This is a genomic window from Streptomyces yaizuensis (assembly GCF_034961445.1).
In the GTDB taxonomy this organism is placed as follows: domain Bacteria; phylum Actinomycetota; class Actinomycetes; order Streptomycetales; family Streptomycetaceae; genus Streptomyces; species Streptomyces yaizuensis.
Map to the genome: position 1 here is coordinate 1,007,503 of NZ_BSBI01000001.1, position 18,521 is coordinate 1,026,023.

Annotated in this window: 14 protein-coding genes; 6 read left to right on the forward strand and 8 right to left on the reverse strand. The window is 75.0% G+C overall.

The genetic code is table 11. The features are described 5' to 3' along the window. Nucleotides 1–128: 128 nt before the first annotated feature. Entirely contained in the window at nucleotides 129–593 is a 465-nt protein-coding gene (locus SYYSPA8_RS03715) for a hypothetical protein (RefSeq protein ID WP_323445435.1), read from the forward strand. Between the two features lie 43 nt (nucleotides 594–636). Here SYYSPA8_RS03715 and SYYSPA8_RS03720 read toward each other — a convergent pair whose 3' ends face one another. Then, nucleotides 637–1,428: an SAM-dependent methyltransferase gene (locus SYYSPA8_RS03720; RefSeq protein ID WP_323445436.1), complete on the reverse strand. Its 792-nt coding sequence runs from the start codon at nucleotides 1,426–1,428 to the stop codon at nucleotides 637–639. A 534-nt stretch (nucleotides 1,429–1,962) separates the two neighbouring features. On the opposite strand from SYYSPA8_RS03720, the gene SYYSPA8_RS03725 reads away from it, so the two are divergent. The 3 genes from SYYSPA8_RS03725 (at nucleotide 1,963) to SYYSPA8_RS03735 (ending at nucleotide 6,348) form a co-directional block, all read left to right on the forward strand. Continuing rightward, entirely contained in the window at nucleotides 1,963–3,069 is a 1,107-nt protein-coding gene (locus SYYSPA8_RS03725; protein ID WP_323445437.1) for a polyprenyl synthetase family protein, read from the forward strand. Beyond that, the gene (locus tag SYYSPA8_RS03730; RefSeq protein WP_323445438.1) at nucleotides 3,066–5,123 is read left to right on the forward strand and encodes a terpene synthase family protein; all 2,058 of its coding nucleotides are present in this window, start codon (nucleotides 3,066–3,068) and stop codon (nucleotides 5,121–5,123) included. The genes SYYSPA8_RS03725 and SYYSPA8_RS03730 overlap by 4 nt, the downstream gene beginning before the upstream one ends. A gap of 160 nt (nucleotides 5,124–5,283) precedes the next feature. Continuing rightward, complete coding sequence (locus tag SYYSPA8_RS03735; RefSeq protein ID WP_323445439.1) at nucleotides 5,284–6,348, forward strand: hypothetical protein; 1,065 nt, start codon at nucleotides 5,284–5,286, stop codon at nucleotides 6,346–6,348. Between the two features lie 162 nt (nucleotides 6,349–6,510). On the opposite strand, the gene SYYSPA8_RS03740 is transcribed toward SYYSPA8_RS03735, so the two are convergent. After that, nucleotides 6,511–8,418 (reverse strand): ABC transporter ATP-binding protein, encoded by a 1,908-nt coding sequence (locus SYYSPA8_RS03740; protein WP_323445440.1) that lies wholly within the window; start codon nucleotides 8,416–8,418, stop codon nucleotides 6,511–6,513. A 145-nt stretch (nucleotides 8,419–8,563) separates the two neighbouring features. On the opposite strand from SYYSPA8_RS03740, the gene SYYSPA8_RS03745 reads away from it, so the two are divergent. Further along, the gene (locus SYYSPA8_RS03745) at nucleotides 8,564–9,766 is read left to right on the forward strand and encodes a cytochrome P450 (RefSeq protein WP_323445441.1); all 1,203 of its coding nucleotides are present in this window, start codon (nucleotides 8,564–8,566) and stop codon (nucleotides 9,764–9,766) included. Between the two features lie 138 nt (nucleotides 9,767–9,904). Beyond that, nucleotides 9,905–10,093 (forward strand): DUF397 domain-containing protein, encoded by a 189-nt coding sequence (locus SYYSPA8_RS03750; protein ID WP_323445442.1) that lies wholly within the window; start codon nucleotides 9,905–9,907, stop codon nucleotides 10,091–10,093. Between the two features lie 90 nt (nucleotides 10,094–10,183). Here the strand turns inward: SYYSPA8_RS03750 and SYYSPA8_RS03755 are convergent, their stop codons facing one another. The 6 genes from SYYSPA8_RS03755 to SYYSPA8_RS03780 form a co-directional block, all read right to left on the reverse strand. After that, complete coding sequence (locus SYYSPA8_RS03755; RefSeq protein ID WP_323445443.1) at nucleotides 10,184–10,444, reverse strand: DUF6225 family protein; 261 nt, start codon at nucleotides 10,442–10,444, stop codon at nucleotides 10,184–10,186. 117 nt (nucleotides 10,445–10,561) lie between these two features. Continuing rightward, on the reverse strand, nucleotides 10,562–12,685 hold the full coding sequence (locus SYYSPA8_RS03760; RefSeq protein ID WP_323445444.1) for an ATP-binding protein: 2,124 nt from the start codon (nucleotides 12,683–12,685) through the stop codon (nucleotides 10,562–10,564). A gap of 5 nt (nucleotides 12,686–12,690) precedes the next feature. Then, a complete protein-coding gene (locus SYYSPA8_RS03765; RefSeq protein ID WP_323445445.1) occupies nucleotides 12,691–14,661 on the reverse strand; it encodes a hypothetical protein in 1,971 nt (656 codons plus the stop codon). Further along, nucleotides 14,658–15,197: a hypothetical protein gene (locus SYYSPA8_RS03770; protein WP_323445446.1), complete on the reverse strand. Its 540-nt coding sequence runs from the start codon at nucleotides 15,195–15,197 to the stop codon at nucleotides 14,658–14,660. Before SYYSPA8_RS03770 ends, SYYSPA8_RS03765 begins: the two co-directional genes overlap by 4 nt. After that, nucleotides 15,194–16,339 (reverse strand): hypothetical protein, encoded by a 1,146-nt coding sequence (locus SYYSPA8_RS03775; RefSeq protein WP_323445447.1) that lies wholly within the window; start codon nucleotides 16,337–16,339, stop codon nucleotides 15,194–15,196. Before SYYSPA8_RS03775 ends, SYYSPA8_RS03770 begins: the two co-directional genes overlap by 4 nt. After that, nucleotides 16,336–18,519, reverse strand: coding sequence for a hypothetical protein (locus SYYSPA8_RS03780; protein WP_323445448.1), 2,184 nt, complete (start codon nucleotides 18,517–18,519; stop codon nucleotides 16,336–16,338). Before SYYSPA8_RS03780 ends, SYYSPA8_RS03775 begins: the two co-directional genes overlap by 4 nt. Nucleotides 18,520–18,521 lie beyond the last annotated feature (2 nt).

Below are 18,521 nucleotides of genomic sequence, written 5' to 3' on the forward strand. Positions count from 1 at the left end.
ACCGTTGACGGACCCGTTACGTCATGTCAGCGTCAACTCGCGCACCGTACGCCGCAGCTCGCGTACCGCGTCACCGTCGTACCGTCACCCCCGCCCGCCCGGCGGGGCACAGGGACGGGAAGCCAGCCATGACCACTCGCAGCAGGAGACTCGTCTCGTCGGTCGCGCTCGTCGCCGCCGGCGCGATGCTCACGGTCGGCACCGTGAGCACGGCCCAGGCCGCGGAGCCCCGTGGCGCGGCCGCCGCCGTCGCTCCGCTCCAGGCCGACCCGACCCCCGAGGAGCAGGAGCAGCTGCGCGAGATAGCCGGGGCGATATGGACCCCGCAGCTGGCCGCGGGGTGGAACATGAACGCCGAGGTCGCGGGCGTCCTCTCGGAGGCGACCGAGCGCATCCTGACGTGTTCCGAGGCGTTCGCCCTGGTGCCGCGGCCGGCGCCGTGGATGCCAGGGCTGAGCTATCTGGTGAAGTACTGGAAGAACCTCAAGGACTACTTCCTGGTGGTCAAGGACAACCGCACCTACCGGGCGTGCGTCGTCTCCACCGCGGCCTACTACCGCTCCATCATCGAGATGGCGTCCGCCGGTATCTGAGCCCCCGGGGCGGTGGCCGGCCCGGCCACCGCCCGCGCGGCGGTTACGGCTTGACGCCGACGAAGCCCCACTGGTCGACCGGCTCGCCGCCGGCCGGCCCCTCGGGCCGCCACAGGCTGATCGAGCCGAAGCCCGGCTCGATCAGCTCCAGGCCCTCGGAGAACGAGCGCACGGTCGCGGCGGGCCGGGAGACGTAGGGCAGGGCGCCGCCCTCCGCGTAGTCGTCCGACGCGGCACGGCTCTCCGGGGTCTCGATCGTGTCGCACAGGATCAGGGCGCTGCCCGCGGGGAAGGCGTCGAGGTAGGAGCGGAGCAGGTCGGCGGCCGCGGCGTCGTCCACGACATGGCCGAGGGTGGAGAGCAGCATCAGGGCGACGGGCCGGGACAGGTCGAGGGTCCCGGCGGCCTCCTTCAGCACGGTCGGCGCGTTCGTGAGGTCCGCGTGCACATAGTTGGTCGCGCCCTCGGGCCGGCTGACCATCAGCGCGCGGGCGTGGGCCAGGACGATCGGGTCGTTGTCGACGTACACGATCCGCGCGTCCGGGGCGGTGTCCTGCGCGACCTCGTGGGTGGAGTTCGCGGTCGGCAGCCCGGTGCCGAGGTCGAGGAACTGGCGTATGCCCCGCTCCTGCGCCAGATACCGCACGGCCCGCGCCTGGAACCGCCGGGAGGCACGGGCGATGTCGATGATCTGGGGGTAGGTCTCCGCCAGTTGCGCGCCCAGCTCGCGGTCCACGGGGTAGTTGTCCTTGCCGCCCAGCCAGTAGTTCCACACCCGTGCCGAGTGCGGGGTGCTGGTGTCGATCTGGATAGCGGGTTCCTGCCCTGCGTTCATCACGTTCTCCTCGCGTCGGCCCCCTGTGGTTCGTCAGGGGCACGCCCATTTTCACCCTGCGTTCCCGGTGGGCCGACGGCACCCCCCTCACAACTCGGCCGCCGCACGGGCGGGGTGGTCCGCATCCCGTTCCGGACCGCGCGGCGCGGCGGGGACCACCCGCGCGGAAAGCCGCCCATGAAAGGCTTGTTCATGACAAGCATCGGGCCGAAGGGTGACTTCTGCTTCCCTGTGACTGCTTGTAGTTTCCCGTGCGATGCGCGAGCCCCCGGTTACCGCCGGTGTTCCGGGGACGAGACGACCCTCCTGGGATGGGCACCTGTGACACGCCTGCGACGACGGCGCGGAGCACGGGCTCCACCCGCCCCACCCGGTGCCGCCGTACCCCGCCGGCGGCCCGGCCCTCACTGCACCCCGGGAGCCCGGCCCCGGCCCGGCTCCGCACGGCACGACCCCCCGCCACCGTCCGCACCGGTGGGCCACCGGACGTGCCCCGGGCCCGTCCGCCCCACTCACCCGCCCCCGAGGAGTGAGATGACATCGATGGCCGACTCCGTACCCCTGACACGTCCCGACGGCCCGGAACCGGATCTGACGGGTCTGCGGCAGGCCGTCGACCGGGTCCTCGACGACTTCCTGGCCGACAAGGCCCGGGCCGCCGCCGACGCCCACATGCCCCCCGAGGCCATCGGCACCCTGCGCGCGTTCGTCCTCGGCGGCGGCAAGAGACTCCGCCCCCTGTTCTGCTGCTGCGGCTGGTACGCCGGCGGCGGCACCGGCGACACGACCGCCGTCGTCCGGGTCGCGGCGGCGCTGGAACTGTTCCACGCCTTCGCCCTCGTCCACGACGACCTCATGGACGGCAGCGACACCCGCCGCGGCCGCCCCACCGTCCACCGCGCCCTCGCCGACCACCACCGGGGGGACCGCGACCCCGCGGCCGCCGAGCGGCTGGGCGCCGGCGCCGCCGTCCTCGTCGGCGACCTCGCCTTCGTCTGGTCCGCCGAACTCCTGCACACCACCGGCCTGCCCGCGCCGGTGCTCACGGCCCTGCTCCCCGTCGTCGACGCCATGCGCACCGAGGTCATGTACGGGCAGTACCTCGACCTCCTCGCCACCGGCGACCCGACGGACGACATCGAGACCCCGCTGCGGATCGTCCGGTACAAGACCGCCACCTACACCTGCCAGCGCCCCCTGCACGCCGGCGCCGTCCTCGCCGGGGCCTCCGCGCCCGTCCTCGACGCCTGCACCGCCTTCGCCCTCCCCCTGGGCGAGGCGTTCCAGCTCCGCGACGACCTCCTCGGCGTCTTCGGCGACCCCGGATCCACCGGCAAGTCCCGGCTCGACGACCTCCGCGAGGGCAAGCACACCGTCCTGCTCGCCCTCGCCCTGCGCTCCGCCCGCCCCGCCGACCGCGCCGAACTGCGCCGCCTCGTCGGCGACCCCGCCCTGGACGAGAGCGGCGCCGACCGGATCCGCGCCCTGCTCACCGAGGGCGGCGCCCGCGCCGGGGTCGAGCACATGATCCGCACCCGCCGGGCCCGCGCCCTGCGCGCCCTGGACGACGCCCCCTTCCCGCCCGCCGCCACCGCCGCCCTGCGGGACCTGGCCGACGCCCTCACCGAGAGGTCCGCATGACGACCCGCGCCCTCGCGCACTTCGGCCCCGGCGCCCGGTGCGTGCTCCCCGAACTGCCCGCACTGCTCACGCACGCCGCCCACCCCCGTACGGCGGAGCTGGAGGCCCGCCACGACGCCTGGTTCCTCGCCCACCACCCCTTCGCCGACGAACGGGAGCGCGACCGCTTCCTCGCCCACCGCAGCGTCCTGTGGACCTCGGTGGTCTTCCCCACCACCGACGACGGCCGCTTCCACGACCTGGCCCGGCTCACCTCGTACCTCTTCGCCCTCGACGATCTGCTGCTCGACCACGGCCCCGACGGCGGACGCCGGGCGCGCGCCGTGTTCGCCGACAGCCTGACCGTCATCCGCGACGGCACACCCACCACCGACCACGGCCGCGCCCTCGCCGGCATCTGGGCCGACATGCGGCCCCGGATGCCCGTACGCCAGCGCGACCGGCTGGTGGCCGCCGTCCAGGACTTCGCCCGGGGCTGCTTCACCGAGACCGCCTCCCGCGCCACCGGCACCACCCTGGACTTCGCCACCTACGTCGAGATGCGGATCGGCCGGACACTGGCCGCCGGGGTGTACTACGTCCTCACCGAGTACGCGGCGGGCGTCGACCTCGCCGACGGGGAACTGGCCGCCCTCCGCCCCCTGCACCGCAGCTGCGGCGAGCACCTGCTCTACGCCAACGACCTCTTCTCCTTCCGCGCCGAGCACTTCGCGGATGACCACGTCAACGCCATCTGCGTCCTCATCGAGGAGGGCGCCTGCCTCCAGGGGGCCGTCGACCGGGTCGCCGGCCTCCTCGCCACCGCGGAACGCGATGTCGCCGCCGCCCTCGACGCCGTCCTCGCCTCCCCGCCGGGCGCGAGCCGACCGGTCCGCCGCTACCTCGCGGCACTGGAGCACGTGATCTCCGGCAACCTCGCCCAGTCCCGCTTCGCACCCCGCTACCACGGCACCGGGGACCACATCGGCCGCCCCATCGGCGCCGGGGAGATCGTCCTGTGGCCCGACCGGACCACCGTCGCGGAACCCGCGCCCACCGGCCGTCCCGCCAAGGCCACGCCCGCACTCCCCACCGGGCTGCGCTACCCCTGGCCCGAACGCGCCGGCGCCCTGGAGCGCGACCCCGTCCTCGCCGCGGAGGAACAGTCCTGGTACGCCGACCACTACGCGGACCTGCCCCCGGCCGACCTGGCACGCTACCGGCGCCAGGGCCTCACCCGCGCCACGGCGTCGCTGTTCCCGGACGTCACCGACCGGGCCGTGCTCCGCCCCCTCGCCCGCTTCATGATCTGGCTGACGGTCTGGGACGACCAGCACGAGAGCGTCCCCGTCCCCGTCCTCCGCTCCGCACGCGACCGGGCCGCGGAGATCATGACAGGCGCGCGCCCCACCGCTGCCGACCCCGCGCACCTGCGGCTGCTCGCCCTCGCCCACCGGGAGCTGCGGGAGGTGCTCCCGGCCCCCTGGGCGGAGCGCTGGGCCTCGTCCTTCCACGACTACGCGACCCACGGCGTCCTCGCGGAGGCACCCTTCCGGCACGGGGAGCGATCCGCTCCGCCCTCCCTGGCCTGTCTGGAGCTGATCCGGGAGCACTCCATCGGGATGTACCCCTACCAGGACCTGATCGACGCCTCCCTCGGCAGGCCCCTGCCGGACGACCTTCTGCGCCACCCCGCCGTCCGCCGGGCCCGTGCCCTGACCTGCCGGATCGCCACCCTCCAGAACGACGTCCACTCCCTGGACAAGGAGCTGGACAGCCATACCTCCGAGATCTTCAACGCGGTGCTCCTGCTCCGGCGCGAGCAGGGCTGCTCCCTGCCCGAGGCCCTGACCGAGGTCGTCGCCCTGCACGACCGGTACGTCACCGAGCTGGACGGACTGCTGCGGCATCTGACCGACCTCGACCCGCGGCTCGCGGACGCGGTGCCCTGGGTCGAGCGGGCGACCTGGATGATCACCGGTCTCGACCGCTTCTACCGCTGGACGGGGGGCCGCCGCTACCGGCCCGGGGGCTTCGTCCGGGAGGTGCCCCGGGGCGCCGCGCTGCCCCGCTGAGGAGGGGGCGGCCGGGAACCGGCGGAAAAAATCTTCCGGGAGCGTGCAACCATCTACCGGTCACGACGGTCTACCCAGTGATCACAGTCGTGATCGTGTTCATGAGGAGACCGTCATTTCCGCCATACGCAAGACCCTGACCGCAACCGCCGTCGTCACCATGGTCGTGACGGCATCCGCCGCCTGTGGCACGGTGGAGAACCTTTCGGCGGGCCAGAAGATCGACCGTGCTTTCGACAAGCTGGGCGAGGAACGCTCCCTCTCGCTCGAACTCGGGCTGGACACCGACGCCGCCACCCTCAAGGCGATGGACGCCGATGCCAAGCCGGGCGAGGAGATGCCGAAGGAGATCGCCGAGCTGTTCAGCAAGGGGCGGATCTCCCTCTCCATGGAGTCCGGCAAGCCGCTGAAGGACTCCGGTGAGAAGGACTTCACCAGCATGTCCATGAAGTTCACCGGCCCGGGCGGCGAGCTGTTCGAGTACCGGATGATCGACGACACCACCTACCTCCGCGCCGATGTGGAGGCGTTCGCGCAGCTCTCGGGCTCCCCGCTGCCCGCGCCCGAGGACCTGCCCAAGAGCGCCGGCGCCTTCAAGAAGGCGCTGGAGGGCGCGTGGGTGAAGATCCCCGCGCAGGAGCTGAAGGACTTCCGCAACGAGATGGGCGCGCTGCCGGGCGAGAAGCCCGCCCCGGCCCCCACCCTGGACGCGGCGACCCAGAAGAAGTACTCCAAGATCGTCCGGGACATCATCACCCGTGAGGTCGAGTTCAAGACCGCCGACGGCAAGGACGGCGGGGAGCGCGTCACCGCGTCGGCCTCCGCCCGCACCCTGCTGAGCGAGTTCTTCAAGGGCTTCCAGCCGCTGGCCAAGGAGCTGAAGTGGGCCTCCGAGATGCCCACGGCCAAGGAACTGAACAAGATCCCCAACAAGAAGCTGGCCGCTGACTTCCATCTGAAGGACGGGTCGCTGAAGGAGGTCTCCTTCGACCTCGCCACGGTGATCGACAAGCCCGGCGTCAAGAAGTTCGGCGTCTCCCTGAAGGTGGACAAGGCCGAGAAGATCACGGCCCCGGCGGACGCCACCGCGCTCTCCATGGACGAGGTCTTCGAGGGCATGTTCTCCGGTATGGGCGCCTCCGGCCTCGACGAGGGCGGGTTCACCGCCGAGGAGCTGGCCACGGACGAGGCGATGTCGGGTCTCTCCGCCGACGCCGCGGCCTGACACCGCCGGCGGGCGGCCCCTCCGAGTGAGGCCGGCCGGTCGCCGCACCGCCATCGCACCAGCACCGCCGCCGGCCCGGCCACGCGACACCGCGTGGCCGGGCCGGCGGCATGCTGCCCGCCTGCGGACCCCCGGACCCCGTGCCCCGGTCCGGCCCGCGCGTCAGACCTGTACGGAACGCCGGTCCGCCTCCGTCCCGGTATCGCCCCGCGGGTCCGCGAACTGGGTCCGGTACAGCTCCGCGTACCGCCCGTCCGCCGCGAGCAGTCCCTCGTGCGTCCCGCGCTCCACCACCCGGCCCCGCTCCACCACCAGGATCAGATCGGCCGCGCGCACCGTCGACAGCCGGTGGGCGATCACCACCGCCGTCCGCCCCGCCAGCGCCTCCGCGAGCGCCGCCTGCACCGCCGCCTCCGAGGTGTTGTCCAGATGCGCGGTCGCCTCGTCCAGGATCACCACCCGCTGCCGGGCCAGCAGCAGCCGGGCGATCGTCATCCGCTGCCGCTCACCGCCGGACAGCCGGTACCCCCGCTCCCCGACGACCGTGTCGAGCCCGTCCGGCAGGGACCGCACCAGCGTCTCCAGCCGGGCCCGGCGCAGCGCGTCCCACAGCTCCTCCTCCGTCGCCTCCGGGCGGGCGAGCAGCAGATTCTCCCGTACCGACTCATGGAACAGATGCCCGTCCTGGGTCACCATCCCCAGCGTCCGGCGCAGCGAGGCGGCCGACAGGTCCCGTACGTCGACCCCGCCGATCCGCACCGCGCCGCCGTCCGCGTCGTACAGCCGGGGCAGCAGCGAGGCGATGGTCGACTTGCCCGCGCCGGACGAACCGACGAGGGCGACCGTCTGCCCCGGCTCCGCCCGGAAGGACACCCCGTGCAGCACCTGCTCCCCGCCCCGGGTGTCGAGCACGGCCACCTCCTCCAAGGACGCCAGGGAGACCCGGTCGGCGGCCGGGTAGCCGAAGCTGACCTCGTCGAACTCCACCGCCACCGGTCCGTCCGGCACCGCCCGGGCACCGGGCTTCTCCGTCACCAGCGGCTCCAGATCCAGCACCTCGAAGACCCGGTCGAAACTCACCAGCGCGCTCATCACATCGAGCCGGGCCCCCGCGAGCGAGGTCAGCGGCGCGTACAGCCGGGTCAGCAGCAGGGCCAGCGCGACCACCGCGCCCGGCTCCAGAGTGCCCCGCAGGGCGTGGTGCCCGCCCAGCCCGTAGACCAGGGCCAGCGCCAGCGCGGAGACCAGGGTGAGCGACGTCATGAACACCGTCTGCAACGTCGCCGTACGGACACCGATGTCCCGGACCCGGGCGGCCCGCGCGGCGAACTCCGCCGACTCCTCGTCCGGCCGGCCGAACAGCTTCACCAGCGTGGCGCCCGGCGCGGAGAACCGCTCCGTCATCCGGGTGCCCATCGCCGCGTCCAGTGTCGCGGCCTCCCGCTGGAGCTGCGCCATCCGCTTGCCCATCCGCCGCGCCGGCACCACGAACACCGGCAGCAGCACCAGCGCCAGCAGCGTGATCTGCCAGGAGAGGGTGAGCATCACCGCCAGCGTCAGTACCAGGGTCACCACATCGCGCACCATCGACGACAGCGTGGTGCTGAACGCCCGCTGCGCCCCGATCACATCGTTGTTGAGCCGGCTGACCAGCGCCCCGGTCCGGGTCCGGGTGAAGAAGGCGACCGGCATCCGCTGCACATGGTCGAAGACGGCCCGGCGCAGATCCAGGATCAGATTCTCCCCCAGCAGCGCGGACAGCCGGCGCTCCAGCAGCCCCAGACCGGCCTCCGCCACCGCGATCGCGGCGATCAGCAGCGCGAGCCGGACCACGGCCCCCGCCTCGCCCCCTGACACGATCGTGTCCACGACCCGGCCCGCGAGCACCGGAGTGGCCACCGCCAGCACCGCCGTCACCATGCTGAGCAGGACGAACCAGACAATGAGCCGGCGATGCGGCCGGGCGAACGACGCGACACGGCGAACCGTCGCACGGGTGAGGGCCCGTTGGTTCTCCTGTGCGCGGATGACGGAATGAAGCTGTATCCAGGCTGTGGTCTCCATGCTCATGAGGAAGACCGTAGAAACTCAAGCGGACTTCAGGTCAAGCCGCCTCCCCGGTCGGTCGTGTCGCGGGGCGCCCTCCTTGCCAAGCCCCCGCCCCGGCGGGACAGTACGGCGACCGCCGTCCCCCGATCCCCGCGAGGAGCTGGATGTGACGCACTCCCAGGAACTGCCGCTGTTCCCCTTCACGGGCCCGGCCGACAGACCGCGTGACCGGGAGGGCGAACGGCTGCGGGAGACCGCTCCCGTGGTCCGCGCCCGGCTGGCCGATGGCACCCCCGTCTGGGTGGCGCTCAGCCACAGCGCCACCCGGCAGGTGCTGACCACGCCCGTCTTCAGCCGTGGCGCCGCGATGCTGCCGGGCGCCCCGGTCCTCGGCGAGGGCATGGCCCTGCCCTCCATGATCAGCAGCATGGAGGGGCCGGAGCACAGCCGGATCCGGCGCCTGATCACCCGGGCGTTCAGCCCGCGGATGGTGGACACCATGACCCCGTGGATCACGGAGCTGGTGGTCGAACTCCTCGACGGCCTGGCCGCGGGGCCGCAGCCGGCGGACCTGGTCGCGGGGCTCACCGAACCGCTGCCGATCCGGGTGATCTGCCGGCTCCTGGGAGTGCCCCGCGCCGACGCCGGACGCTTCAGCGCCTGGACCGGGCTGCTGGCGACCGCCGGGAGCCCCGACGGGGTCGAGGCGGCGTTCGGCGCGTTACGCGCGTACATCGACCGGCTGGTCGGCGAGAAGCGACGCAGCCCCGGCGACGACCTCACCAGCGAGCTGACCCTGCTCGCGGACGAGACGGGCGCGGTGGACCAGGAACAGCTGGTCAACAATCTGGTGCTGCTGCTCGGAGCGGGCTACGAGACCACGGTCGAACAGCTCGGCCACTCGCTGTTCGCCCTGCTCGCCGAGCGCGAGCACTACGCACGCCTGTGCCGGGAACCGGAGCTGGTCGGCAACGCCGTGGAGGAACTGCTGCGCCATGCGCTGCTGATGCCCACCGGGACCCTGGTACGGGTGGCCACCGAGGACATCGAACTCGGCGGCCGCCCGGTCCGGGCCGGTGACGGCGTGGTGGCGCTCCCGCATGTCGCCAACCACGACCCGGAGGCGTTCGCGGACGATCCCGGCACGCTGGACCTCGCCCGCGCCGACGCCTCCCGCCATCTCTCCTTCGGCGCGGGCGCGCACTTCTGCGTCGGGGCACAGCTCGCCCGCGCCGAGATGCGGATCACCGTGGCCGAGCTGGTGCGCCGTCACCCGGGGGCCGTGCTCGCCGTCGACCCCGGGGCGGTGGAGTGGAAGACCGGTGCGCTGACCCGGGGACCGGTACGCCTTCCGGTCGCCCTGGCCTGAACCGCACGCCGGCAGCATCCCCGTACAACCGACGAGGACCGGCGCAGGACCGGGCACAGAGCCCCCTGAAGCACCCGGCGCAGGACCGATGACGTACCAGGCGCAGCACCTGATGCAGGACCCGATGAAGGAGGCAGCATGAACACACCCGCCCCGTACCCCGTCTGGCGGAAGAGTTCCCGTTCCCTCGTCCAGTGCGTCGAGGTCGCCCCGTTCCCCGACGGATCCGTGGGCGTACGGGACTCCAAGGCCCCCGCCGCCACGGTGCGCCTGGGGCCCGGTGCCTGGGCGGCGTTCCGCGACGCCCTCGCCCGCGACGGCGGCTGAGCCCCGACCGTCCGCGACATGCGACCGCCCGCCGGGAGACTTCCGGCGGGCAGCCGACAGGCGGGCGGGACAGGGACGGCGGCGCGGACCTCAGACCGGGTCGGGATCGTACAGACCGGCCTTGTAGTCCGCGAAGAGGGTGTACTCGACGAGGGTCGGATGTTCGCCGGCGGGAGCGTCCTTCTCCACCTCGTCGAGGCTCACCAGCGCGTACTCGCTGTACCCGGCGAAGTCGCCGGGGCCGTCCGCGACCGCGACATGGAGCGGGGTGTCGTCGGGCAGCCCGGTGAGCGCGTGCCGGAGCTGCCCCGCGGTCCACACCTGTGGGGCGTGGTCAATAGTTTCAGCCATGAGCCGAGGCTACTCGGGCCCGCCCCGCCCGCCCGGTCACCGCGCCGCACCGGGGGGTCGCGTCGTCCCCCGGGTGGATCACTCCCGGCCGCCGGCCCGGTCAGCCGCCCCGCCGGATCAGCCGCCCTCGCCCAGCAGATCCGCGTACTGCGCCAGCTCCGACGGCCGCAGCAGCCGCGCCTCCCGCTGGAACTGACGCGCCACCCCGCGCACCACGTGCCGCATCCCGATCGCCGCCGAGCCGCTGTCGGCCGCCCCCAGCGCGGCCGTCCGGGCGGCCGCCCCGATACCCGCCCCCGTCATGTCCAACCGCGCCAGGGCGTCCAGATCCACATCGGGGGCGAGCGGGGCCTCGTGCGGGAACGCCAGCCGCCACAGCCGCCGCCGCTCCGGGCCCGCCGGCCGGGGGAAGTGCACCACGAAGTGGAACCGCCGGGTGAAGGCCGGGTCGATGTTCTCCTTCAGATTGCTGGTGAGGATCACCAGACCGTCGCTGGCCTCCAGCCGCTGGAGCAGATAGCCGACCTCCAGATTGGCGTACCGGTCCGTGCCCTGCCGCACCTCCCCCCGCTTGCCGAAGACCGCGTCCGCCTCGTCGAACAGCAGCACCGCGTGGCTCTCCTCCGCCTGCCGGAACGCGGCCTCCATGTTCTTCTCGGTCTCGCCCACCCACTTGGAGACCATCCGCGCCAGATCCACCCTCAGCAACTCCAGCCCGAGCAGCCCCGTCACGATCTCCGCGGAGAGCGTCTTGCCCGTCCCCGGCTCCCCGGTGAACAGGGCCTTCACCCCACCGTGCGCCGAGTGCCGGGCGAAACCCCAGCTCTCGGCGACCCGGGGCCACGCCCGGAAGGCCGAGGCGATCTCCCGGATCTGCCGCGACTGGGCCTCGGGCAGCACCAGGTCGTCCAGGGTGCGCCGGGGCGTGATCGCCTGGACGGCGCTCCCGCCCCGGCCCCGCGTCACCGTCGCCACCGCCGGAGCGACATGCCCCGCCACCGGCTCCGGCCGCCCGTTGCCCGCGAGCCGCGCCCCCGCGTTCGCGACCGACGCCACCGCCCGCAGCTCCCCGCCGCTCATCCGGTAACGGACCGCCAGATCCTCCAGCAGCGGCCCGTCCAGCCCCGGCAGCGCCGCCGACCACATCGCCCGCCGGTCCCGCAGGTCCGGCGGCTCCAGGGTCACCTCCGCGTACGCCCGCGCCGCCAGCAGCCCGGCGGGCCGCCAGGGCCCCGGGCCGGTCAGGCACACCGGGGTCCGGGACCGCAGCAGCACGGCGGCCACCACGTCGGCCACCGCGCCGGCGGCACCCGACGACCCCGCGTCCCCGCCCGGCCCGTCCCGCAGCCCGTCGGTGGGGATCCACAGCAGCGCACCGAGCGCCGCCGCCGTCCGCACATCGCCGTCCGGGTCGGCGGTGAGCCGCCGCACCGGCCGCCCCGCCGCGTGGGCCACCGCCTGCACCGCGTCCGGCCCACCGCCCGGCGGGCACCCCCACACCCCGGCCAGGTCGATCCGGCCCTCGCCCAGCGCCCGGCCCAGCCGCCTCAGCCCGGCGGACGACGGGTACGCGGGCACCGCGCCGGACCCGGCCGCCGCCACCTCGCCCGGATCGTGGCCGAGCAGCCCCACGTCCCCGCCCCAGCCCAGCAGGAACGCGAACACCCCCGGCCCGCAGACGAGTTCCTGCGCCAGCTCCACCGGCGCCCGGCCCTGCTCGCGCAGCAGACCGTACCGCCGCAGCGGCGCCTGCGGCAGCAGCGCCCGGCGCCGCGCCAGCCGCTCCCCGGGGCTTCCCGCGCCGACCGTGCACAGCAGCTCCACACAGGGCAGCCGCCGGCCGAGACTGTCCACGACATAGGCGTAGATCCGCTCGTATCCCTGGTCGAGTTCGGGAGCGGCCGCAAGCAGCAGGACATCCTGCTCCGCGCGGCCCAGACCGTACCGGGCGGCCAGCGCGTCCAGCGGCAGGGCCACCCCCTCGGCGGCCGCGAGCCGCTGCAGCTCCCGCTCGTCCGCGCACGGGCCGGGCGGCGGGCCCACGGGCCCCTCAAGCGCCCCGGCGGCGGCCTCCACCTCCTCCAGCAGCACATCGACCTGGTCGTCCGTCACGCAGTACGGCACCAGATCCGGCCGGGCCAGCCGCGCCGACAGCGCCGCACGCCGCTCCACCGCCTCCCGCAGCGCCTCGTGCAGCACGGTCAGCCGGATCCGCAGATGCTCCACCGCCCGGTCGTTCATCGCACTCACCCTCCGCCGAAGGTCAGGGTCCTGCCGCCCAGCCACACCACGTCGCGGACGTCCGCCAGCAGCCCGTGCCGCAGCAGATCCGTATGGCGCGCGCCCAGCGGGATCCGCACCCGCACGGTGTCGGGGCCGAACCGCACCGCCGCGTCCAGATCGGCGAACCGGCGCAGCGCCGACACCGGGTCCGGGACCTCCCTCTCCCGCCACAGCGTCCACGCGATCGTGCCGAGGCCGAGCAGCGCCGCCAGTGTCACGGCCCGCTCCAGCCGCCCGCAGGGGTCGAGCGGCACCGCCCTGCGCCCCTCGGCCACCTCGCCGACCAGCTCCGCCAGCCGGTCCCCGTGACCGGGCAGCGCCCGCGCGAGCCGGGGGTCCGGCGGGGCGCCGGGGGACGCCCACAGCGGGGTCCGCCACCCCACCCGCAGCAGCGGCTCACCGCGCAGCGGCGGCACCGCGGTCAGCAACGGCACCCCCGCCGCGACGAGGACGCCCAGCTCCCCGGTGGCCGGCGCACCACCGCAGACCAGCACCGGCGGCGTTCCGCAGGCCCGCCAGTGCGGCAGCAGCCCGGCGGCCCCCCGCGTCCAGGCGATGGGGAACAGGCCCTGGGCGTCGACCAGCAGCAGCCCGCCGCCGACGGCGGTCAGCAGCAGCGGCTCGGCCCGGTCGTGCCCCCGGCAGACCGCGAGGGCCAGCACCGCGTCCAGCGCCGGCAGCGCCGGGCCCGCCCGGCGGGCGAACCCCGTCAGCGACTCGTCCGACGGCGGACCGCCCAGCCCCGCGAAGGCGGCGGCTGCGGTCCGGTCACGCTCCTCGCGCCGCCAGCCGCGCGCGGTCCTCCCCAGCACCTTGTACGCCAGCGCCGCCGCGAACAGGGGCGCCTCGTCGGCCGCTTCGGCGGCGGCCAGCGTCGGGCCGATCGCGTCCAGATAGCCGATCCGCGCCAGCGGCCCGGCGAGCAGGAACGGCAGCGCCGACCACACCCGTACCTCGCCCGCCGTACGGGAGACCCGGGGAGCGTCCGGCACCTGTGCCTTTGTCGGCGGGGGAGCGGCATCCCCGGTGGTACGGGAGTCCGCCGCCGCATCGCCGGGCCGCGGGCCGGCGGGGGCGCCCTGCTCGCCGGGGGAGCCGGGCAGGGCGTCGGCCAGCCGCAGCACGTCCTGACCGCCGACGGCGGCCGTCAGCGCGGAACACAGCCGCACGAGCGGCCCGTCGGCGAACCGCGCGGCGGCCCGTCCGAGGAGCCGGGCGGCCGCTTGCGGACCGTCCGCCGCGACCACGGCGGCCAGCGCGGCCGCCACGCCGTCGACATCGCCGCTGCCTTGTCGGGTCAGCGCCCGTACGCACCGCGCCACCGGTCCGTCCTCGTCACCCGCCCCACCGGACGGCACCACTCCGCCGCCCGCCGCCGCCCCGCCGGTGCCGGACCGCCGGGCCAGCTCGGCGAGGAGCCGGCCGGCCGCGTCGCCGTCGCCGCCCGGCGCCAGCAGCGCGCCCAGCCACACCCGGACCGAGTCCCGGGGCAGCAGCGCCGGCAGCGCGTCCAGCTCGTCCCGTTCGGCGAGTTCCGCGAAGAGCGCGGCGGGCCCCGGGGGCGACCACGGCACCGCCGTGGACGGCGACCCGGCGGACCACACCTCCGGGTCGTCCGGGACGACGGCCGGCACCGGAGCCAAAGGCAGCGACCCGAAGTCCGCGTCGAAGGCCGCCGGCGCCCCGGGGACAGTGCCGCCCCCGGCGGCCCGCACCGTCACCGTCACCGGCTCGGTGATCTCCACATCCGGCCCGTCACCGGCCAGTTCCGCCGCGAAGCGCTCCGCGAGGAGTTCCGGCAGGGCCTCGACGACCCGGTCCACCAGCCCCCGGGGGGCGGGCCCCCAGCTCCAGCCGCCGCACCGCACCACCGTCACCACGCACCGACCCACGCTGATCACCGCGCCGTCCGCGGCCGTGCCGGGCGGGCTCACGCCACCTCCGACCGCTGGAGCCGGCCCGCCCAGCCGGCGGCCAGCACCAGCACCCCGTAGGTGCCCGCCGGCACCGCCAGGGCGAGCGTCGCCCGTGTCTGCCCGGCCCCGATCACCCCCCGGACCGCGAACGTCTCCTGGTCGTCGCAGACCAGGGCCGCCACGGCGGTGGCCCCTGCGGCGGGCTGGGGCAGCTCCACCGTCAGACCGGTCCGGGTCAGCACGGCCTCCCGGCCCGAGGGCGTCAGCCGCACCAGCGTCGGCCGGGGCCGCCCGTCCGCCGTCTCCACACCGAAGGCCAGCGGATCGCCGAGCACGCCCGGTTCGTCGTCCGCCGCCACCGCGGCGAGCCGGGCGGCCGGCAGCGTCAGCGTCAGCGGCCGGCCCCCGGCCACGCCGGCCCGCAGCGGCAGCGCCCGGCCCACCAGCGCGGCCACATCCGTCACCGCGGCCGTCCCGGTCAGGGACAGCGCGCCCACCACATGACCGGTCTCCTCCCAGTACACGGCCGACAGGGTCGTGGGGGACAGGCTCATGCTCCGTCACCTCCGGGAGTCGCGGCGACCGTCGCCAGAACGAGGAAGTCCACGGCCCCCGGCCGCTCGGTCACCACGGCCGGGACCACTCCGGGGTCGTACAGCCGGATCCGGCAGCGCACCCTGCGGTCGGTGTCCACCGCCGCCTCCACCGGGGAGAACAGCACGCGGTCCGACGACAGCGCCGGCACCCGGGGCGTCAGCCGCACATGCACCACCACCCGGCCGTCCGCGACCTGCTCGGGGGTGACCCCCGACGGCAGCGGCAGCAGCATCCCGTCCGTCGCCGCCCCCGACGCGACCAGGGTGCTGCCCACCGACATCCGGCCGCTGAAACTGCCCTCGATCGACAGATTCCCGTTCGCCGCGACCGTCATCAGCGGGGCGACGGCGCCCCCGCCCCCGTACAGCCCGAACACCAGGCTCGGCGGGTCCTCCCCGGACAGCACCAGCACCGGCTTGCCCTCCTGGGGCTCCCGGCCCGTCCGCAGCGCCAGCGAACCCGAACGGGCCGCCACGGTGTCCGCGCGCACCCCGGCGCCGCGCGGCGCCACCCCGCGCGCCTTCGTCTCGACCCCGGTGAAGTGCCCCCGGGTCCAGCGGACGTAGCCGAGCAGCACCAGCCAGCGGGCCGGCGGCGCCTCCGGGGCCGCGCCGACCGCCGGTGGCTGCTGCTCCGCCACCAGCCGCTCGTCACCGAGCCGCCCGAAGAGGATCTGGTACGACTCCTCCACCCGGGTCCGCCCGGCCGTGACCCCGCAGACATCGGGCCGGGGATCCCCCGGCGGCTCCCGGTCGGCGGCCGTCAGGAACACCGGATACGGCTCGTCCGTCGGCCGGTCCGCCCCGTTGACCTCCTCGAAATCGCTCTCCCGCAGCACCACCGGCTCCCCGACGACCACCTCGCGGCCGGTGCCGTCCACGGCGATCCCCGCCGCCACACCCACCTCGACATAGCGGTCGTTGGTCAGCGGGTCGGTGCGCGGCCGGGTCACCAGCTCCAGACCCTCGGCGATGCCCCAGTCGTGCAGATGCCGGGCGTGCCGGGCGGCCGCCCCGCGCGCGTGCTCCACCGTCGCCGACAGATCCGCGGCGGCCAGGATCTGCCCCTCGTGGAACGCCGGTCGCAGCGGCCCCGTCACGGCGTTTCACCCTGCTCGGGAGCGGCCGGGGAGCCCTGGGCGCCCTGGCCGGTGCGGGCGGCCCGGGTGGTCCCCCCGGCCTGCCCGGTCGCGCTCCGCGGAGCCGCCGGCTGCCGGGACGCCGCCTTTTTCGCCACCGCCTTTTTCGCCACAGTCTTCTTGGTCACCGCCTTCTTCGCGGTCGTCTTCTTCGCGGCCGTCGTCCTCGCCGCGGCCTGCTCGGCCGCGCGGGGCGTGCGCGTCCGCTGCGCGGGCGTCCCCGCGGGACCCTGCCCCTTCGGCGCCTTCTCCAGCGCCTCCAGCCGCGAGCCGAGCCGCTGCGGCAGATCCTCGCGCACCCGGTCCAACTCCTCCCGGGCCTCGCCCAGCCGCCGCCGCGCCTCGCCCAGTTCGTCCCGCACCAGCCCCAGGGCACCGGTCAGCTCGCCCACCCGCGCCCCGAGCGCGTCCAGCTCGGACACCGCCTCGCCCGGCGGCGCCCCGAACTGCCCCCGCAGCGCCTTCGGCGGCGTCTCCCCGGGGCCCGGCGTCAACAGCAGCGCCAGCATCTCCTCCAGCTCCCCGGTCCGCGGCCACGGGGCGAGCAGCCCCTCCGCGTACGGCCGGGGCACCGGCTCCTGCGAGGGGATCTCCGGCGGCCTGTACGGCCCCGCCGGCACACAGCACAGCCGCCCGGCCAGCTCCCGCAGCCGGGGCAGCTTCGACAGCCACTCCCCGTACGCCGCACCACCCGGCAGCACCTGCTCCCGCCCGGCGGCACAGATCTCCACCACGTCGCAGCCGTCCAGCCGGACATCGGCCAGCAGCACATCCGTGTCCGAGCAGTCGTCGCACGGCGGGCTCAGCGTCGCACAGGCCGCACCGGTGACGAACCGGCGCACCGCCCCCGTCAACCCGGCCGCCGCCTCCGCGAGCAGCCGCAGCTCCGTGAGGGTCGCCGGCTCGGTACTGCCCGCCGGGGGCGGCGGCAGCGGCAGAGGCACCTCGACGGCCAGCACATCCGGCCGCAGCGCGCAGTCGGTGACCCGCGCCGTCCGCTCCAGCCGCCCCAGCAGCCACTCCCGGATCAGCGTGAGGTCTCCCCGGAACTCCACCCGCAGGGCGTGGTCCAGCGGCGTGCCCTGCGCCAGCATCCGCACCTCCAGCGGCGCGGTCCGCTCGCCCTGCCCCGACACCAGCCGGGCCCGGCTCTCCGTGACGACGGCCCGCGCGAGGGACCGGCGCAGCGGATTCGGCCACACGGCGTCCGTCGCGGTCCCGGTGAGCCGGTCGCACACCGCCGCCAGCACCGAGCGGGCCTCCCCGACGGAGCCGAGGTCCGGATGGTCGCGCACGAGCTGCTCCTGCCCGACGCGGTCGTACGTGTCGAACCGGGCCACCGACGCCGCCAGCGCGCGGACCCGTTCCGTCAGCTCCCGGGCCAGGTCCGGCGGCGGCGTGCCGCCCGTCGTCCGCTCCCGCAGCCACGCCAGCGCGTCCCGGTGGCGCTGGGCGTCCGCGCCGTCGAACCGGAAGGGTCTTCCCGGCGCGAGCACGGCGGCGAACAGGGCGTCCAGGTAGCGCACCAGCCTGCGGTCCTGATCCCGCGCCCCGTCGGCCCGGGCCCGGTCGCCGAGGATCTCCAGCAGCCGCGTCCCCGGATTGTGCCGGTGGTCGTCGGCCGCGTCGCAGCCGACGACGAAGCGATACCCCTCCCGGATCCGGGACGGCACGCACCCGGGGGAGGGGCACGGTTCCTCCGTCGCGTACGGGGCCACCGGCTCCACCGGCTGCTCCTCGTACCGCACGTACAGGCCGTAGCGGCGGGCGCCCTCCTCCTCGCAGGGGTCGCCGCAGTCCACCCCCAGCGCCGCGATCCGCCGCTCCCGCACCAGGGCCCGCACGTCGACCCGTTCGGCGCAGGCGACGACGATGTCCTGGCCGGCGCAGTCCAGCGCGTGCCCCGGCGTCACCACCACGGTGCCGCCGCCGCACGGGTCGCAGGAGACGTCGAGCCCCCGGATCACCCCCGGCCCGTGCAGCGACCGGTGGTACAGCCGGTTCTTCGCCGTCAGATAGTCGACCAGCAGCCCCAGGTCGTCCTCGGTCAGCAGCTGACCGGCGAAGAAGCGGGGCCGGACGAAGACGGACGGTCCCGTCCCGGTGCCGCCGTCGCAGCCGCAGCCGCATCCTGTTCCCATGA

Coding starts and splice junctions, on each gene's coding strand:
- SYYSPA8_RS03740 (WP_323445440.1), bottom strand. CDS start 8,418: ATGAGCATGGAGACCACAGCCTGGATACAGCTTCATTCCGTCATCCGC.
- SYYSPA8_RS03780 (WP_323445448.1), bottom strand. CDS start 18,519: ATGGGAACAGGATGCGGCTGCGGCTGCGACGGCGGCACCGGGACGGGA.
- SYYSPA8_RS03730 (WP_323445438.1), top strand. CDS start 3,066: ATGACGACCCGCGCCCTCGCGCACTTCGGCCCCGGCGCCCGGTGCGTG.
- SYYSPA8_RS03725 (WP_323445437.1), top strand. CDS start 1,963: ATGACATCGATGGCCGACTCCGTACCCCTGACACGTCCCGACGGCCCG.
- SYYSPA8_RS03735 (WP_323445439.1), top strand. CDS start 5,284: ATGGTCGTGACGGCATCCGCCGCCTGTGGCACGGTGGAGAACCTTTCG.
- SYYSPA8_RS03760 (WP_323445444.1), bottom strand. CDS start 12,685: ATGAACGACCGGGCGGTGGAGCATCTGCGGATCCGGCTGACCGTGCTG.
- SYYSPA8_RS03770 (WP_323445446.1), bottom strand. CDS start 15,197: ATGAGCCTGTCCCCCACGACCCTGTCGGCCGTGTACTGGGAGGAGACC.
- SYYSPA8_RS03720 (WP_323445436.1), bottom strand. CDS start 1,428: ATGAACGCAGGGCAGGAACCCGCTATCCAGATCGACACCAGCACCCCG.
- SYYSPA8_RS03750 (WP_323445442.1), top strand. CDS start 9,905: ATGAACACACCCGCCCCGTACCCCGTCTGGCGGAAGAGTTCCCGTTCC.
- SYYSPA8_RS03755 (WP_323445443.1), bottom strand. CDS start 10,444: ATGGCTGAAACTATTGACCACGCCCCACAGGTGTGGACCGCGGGGCAG.
- SYYSPA8_RS03715 (WP_323445435.1), top strand. CDS start 129: ATGACCACTCGCAGCAGGAGACTCGTCTCGTCGGTCGCGCTCGTCGCC.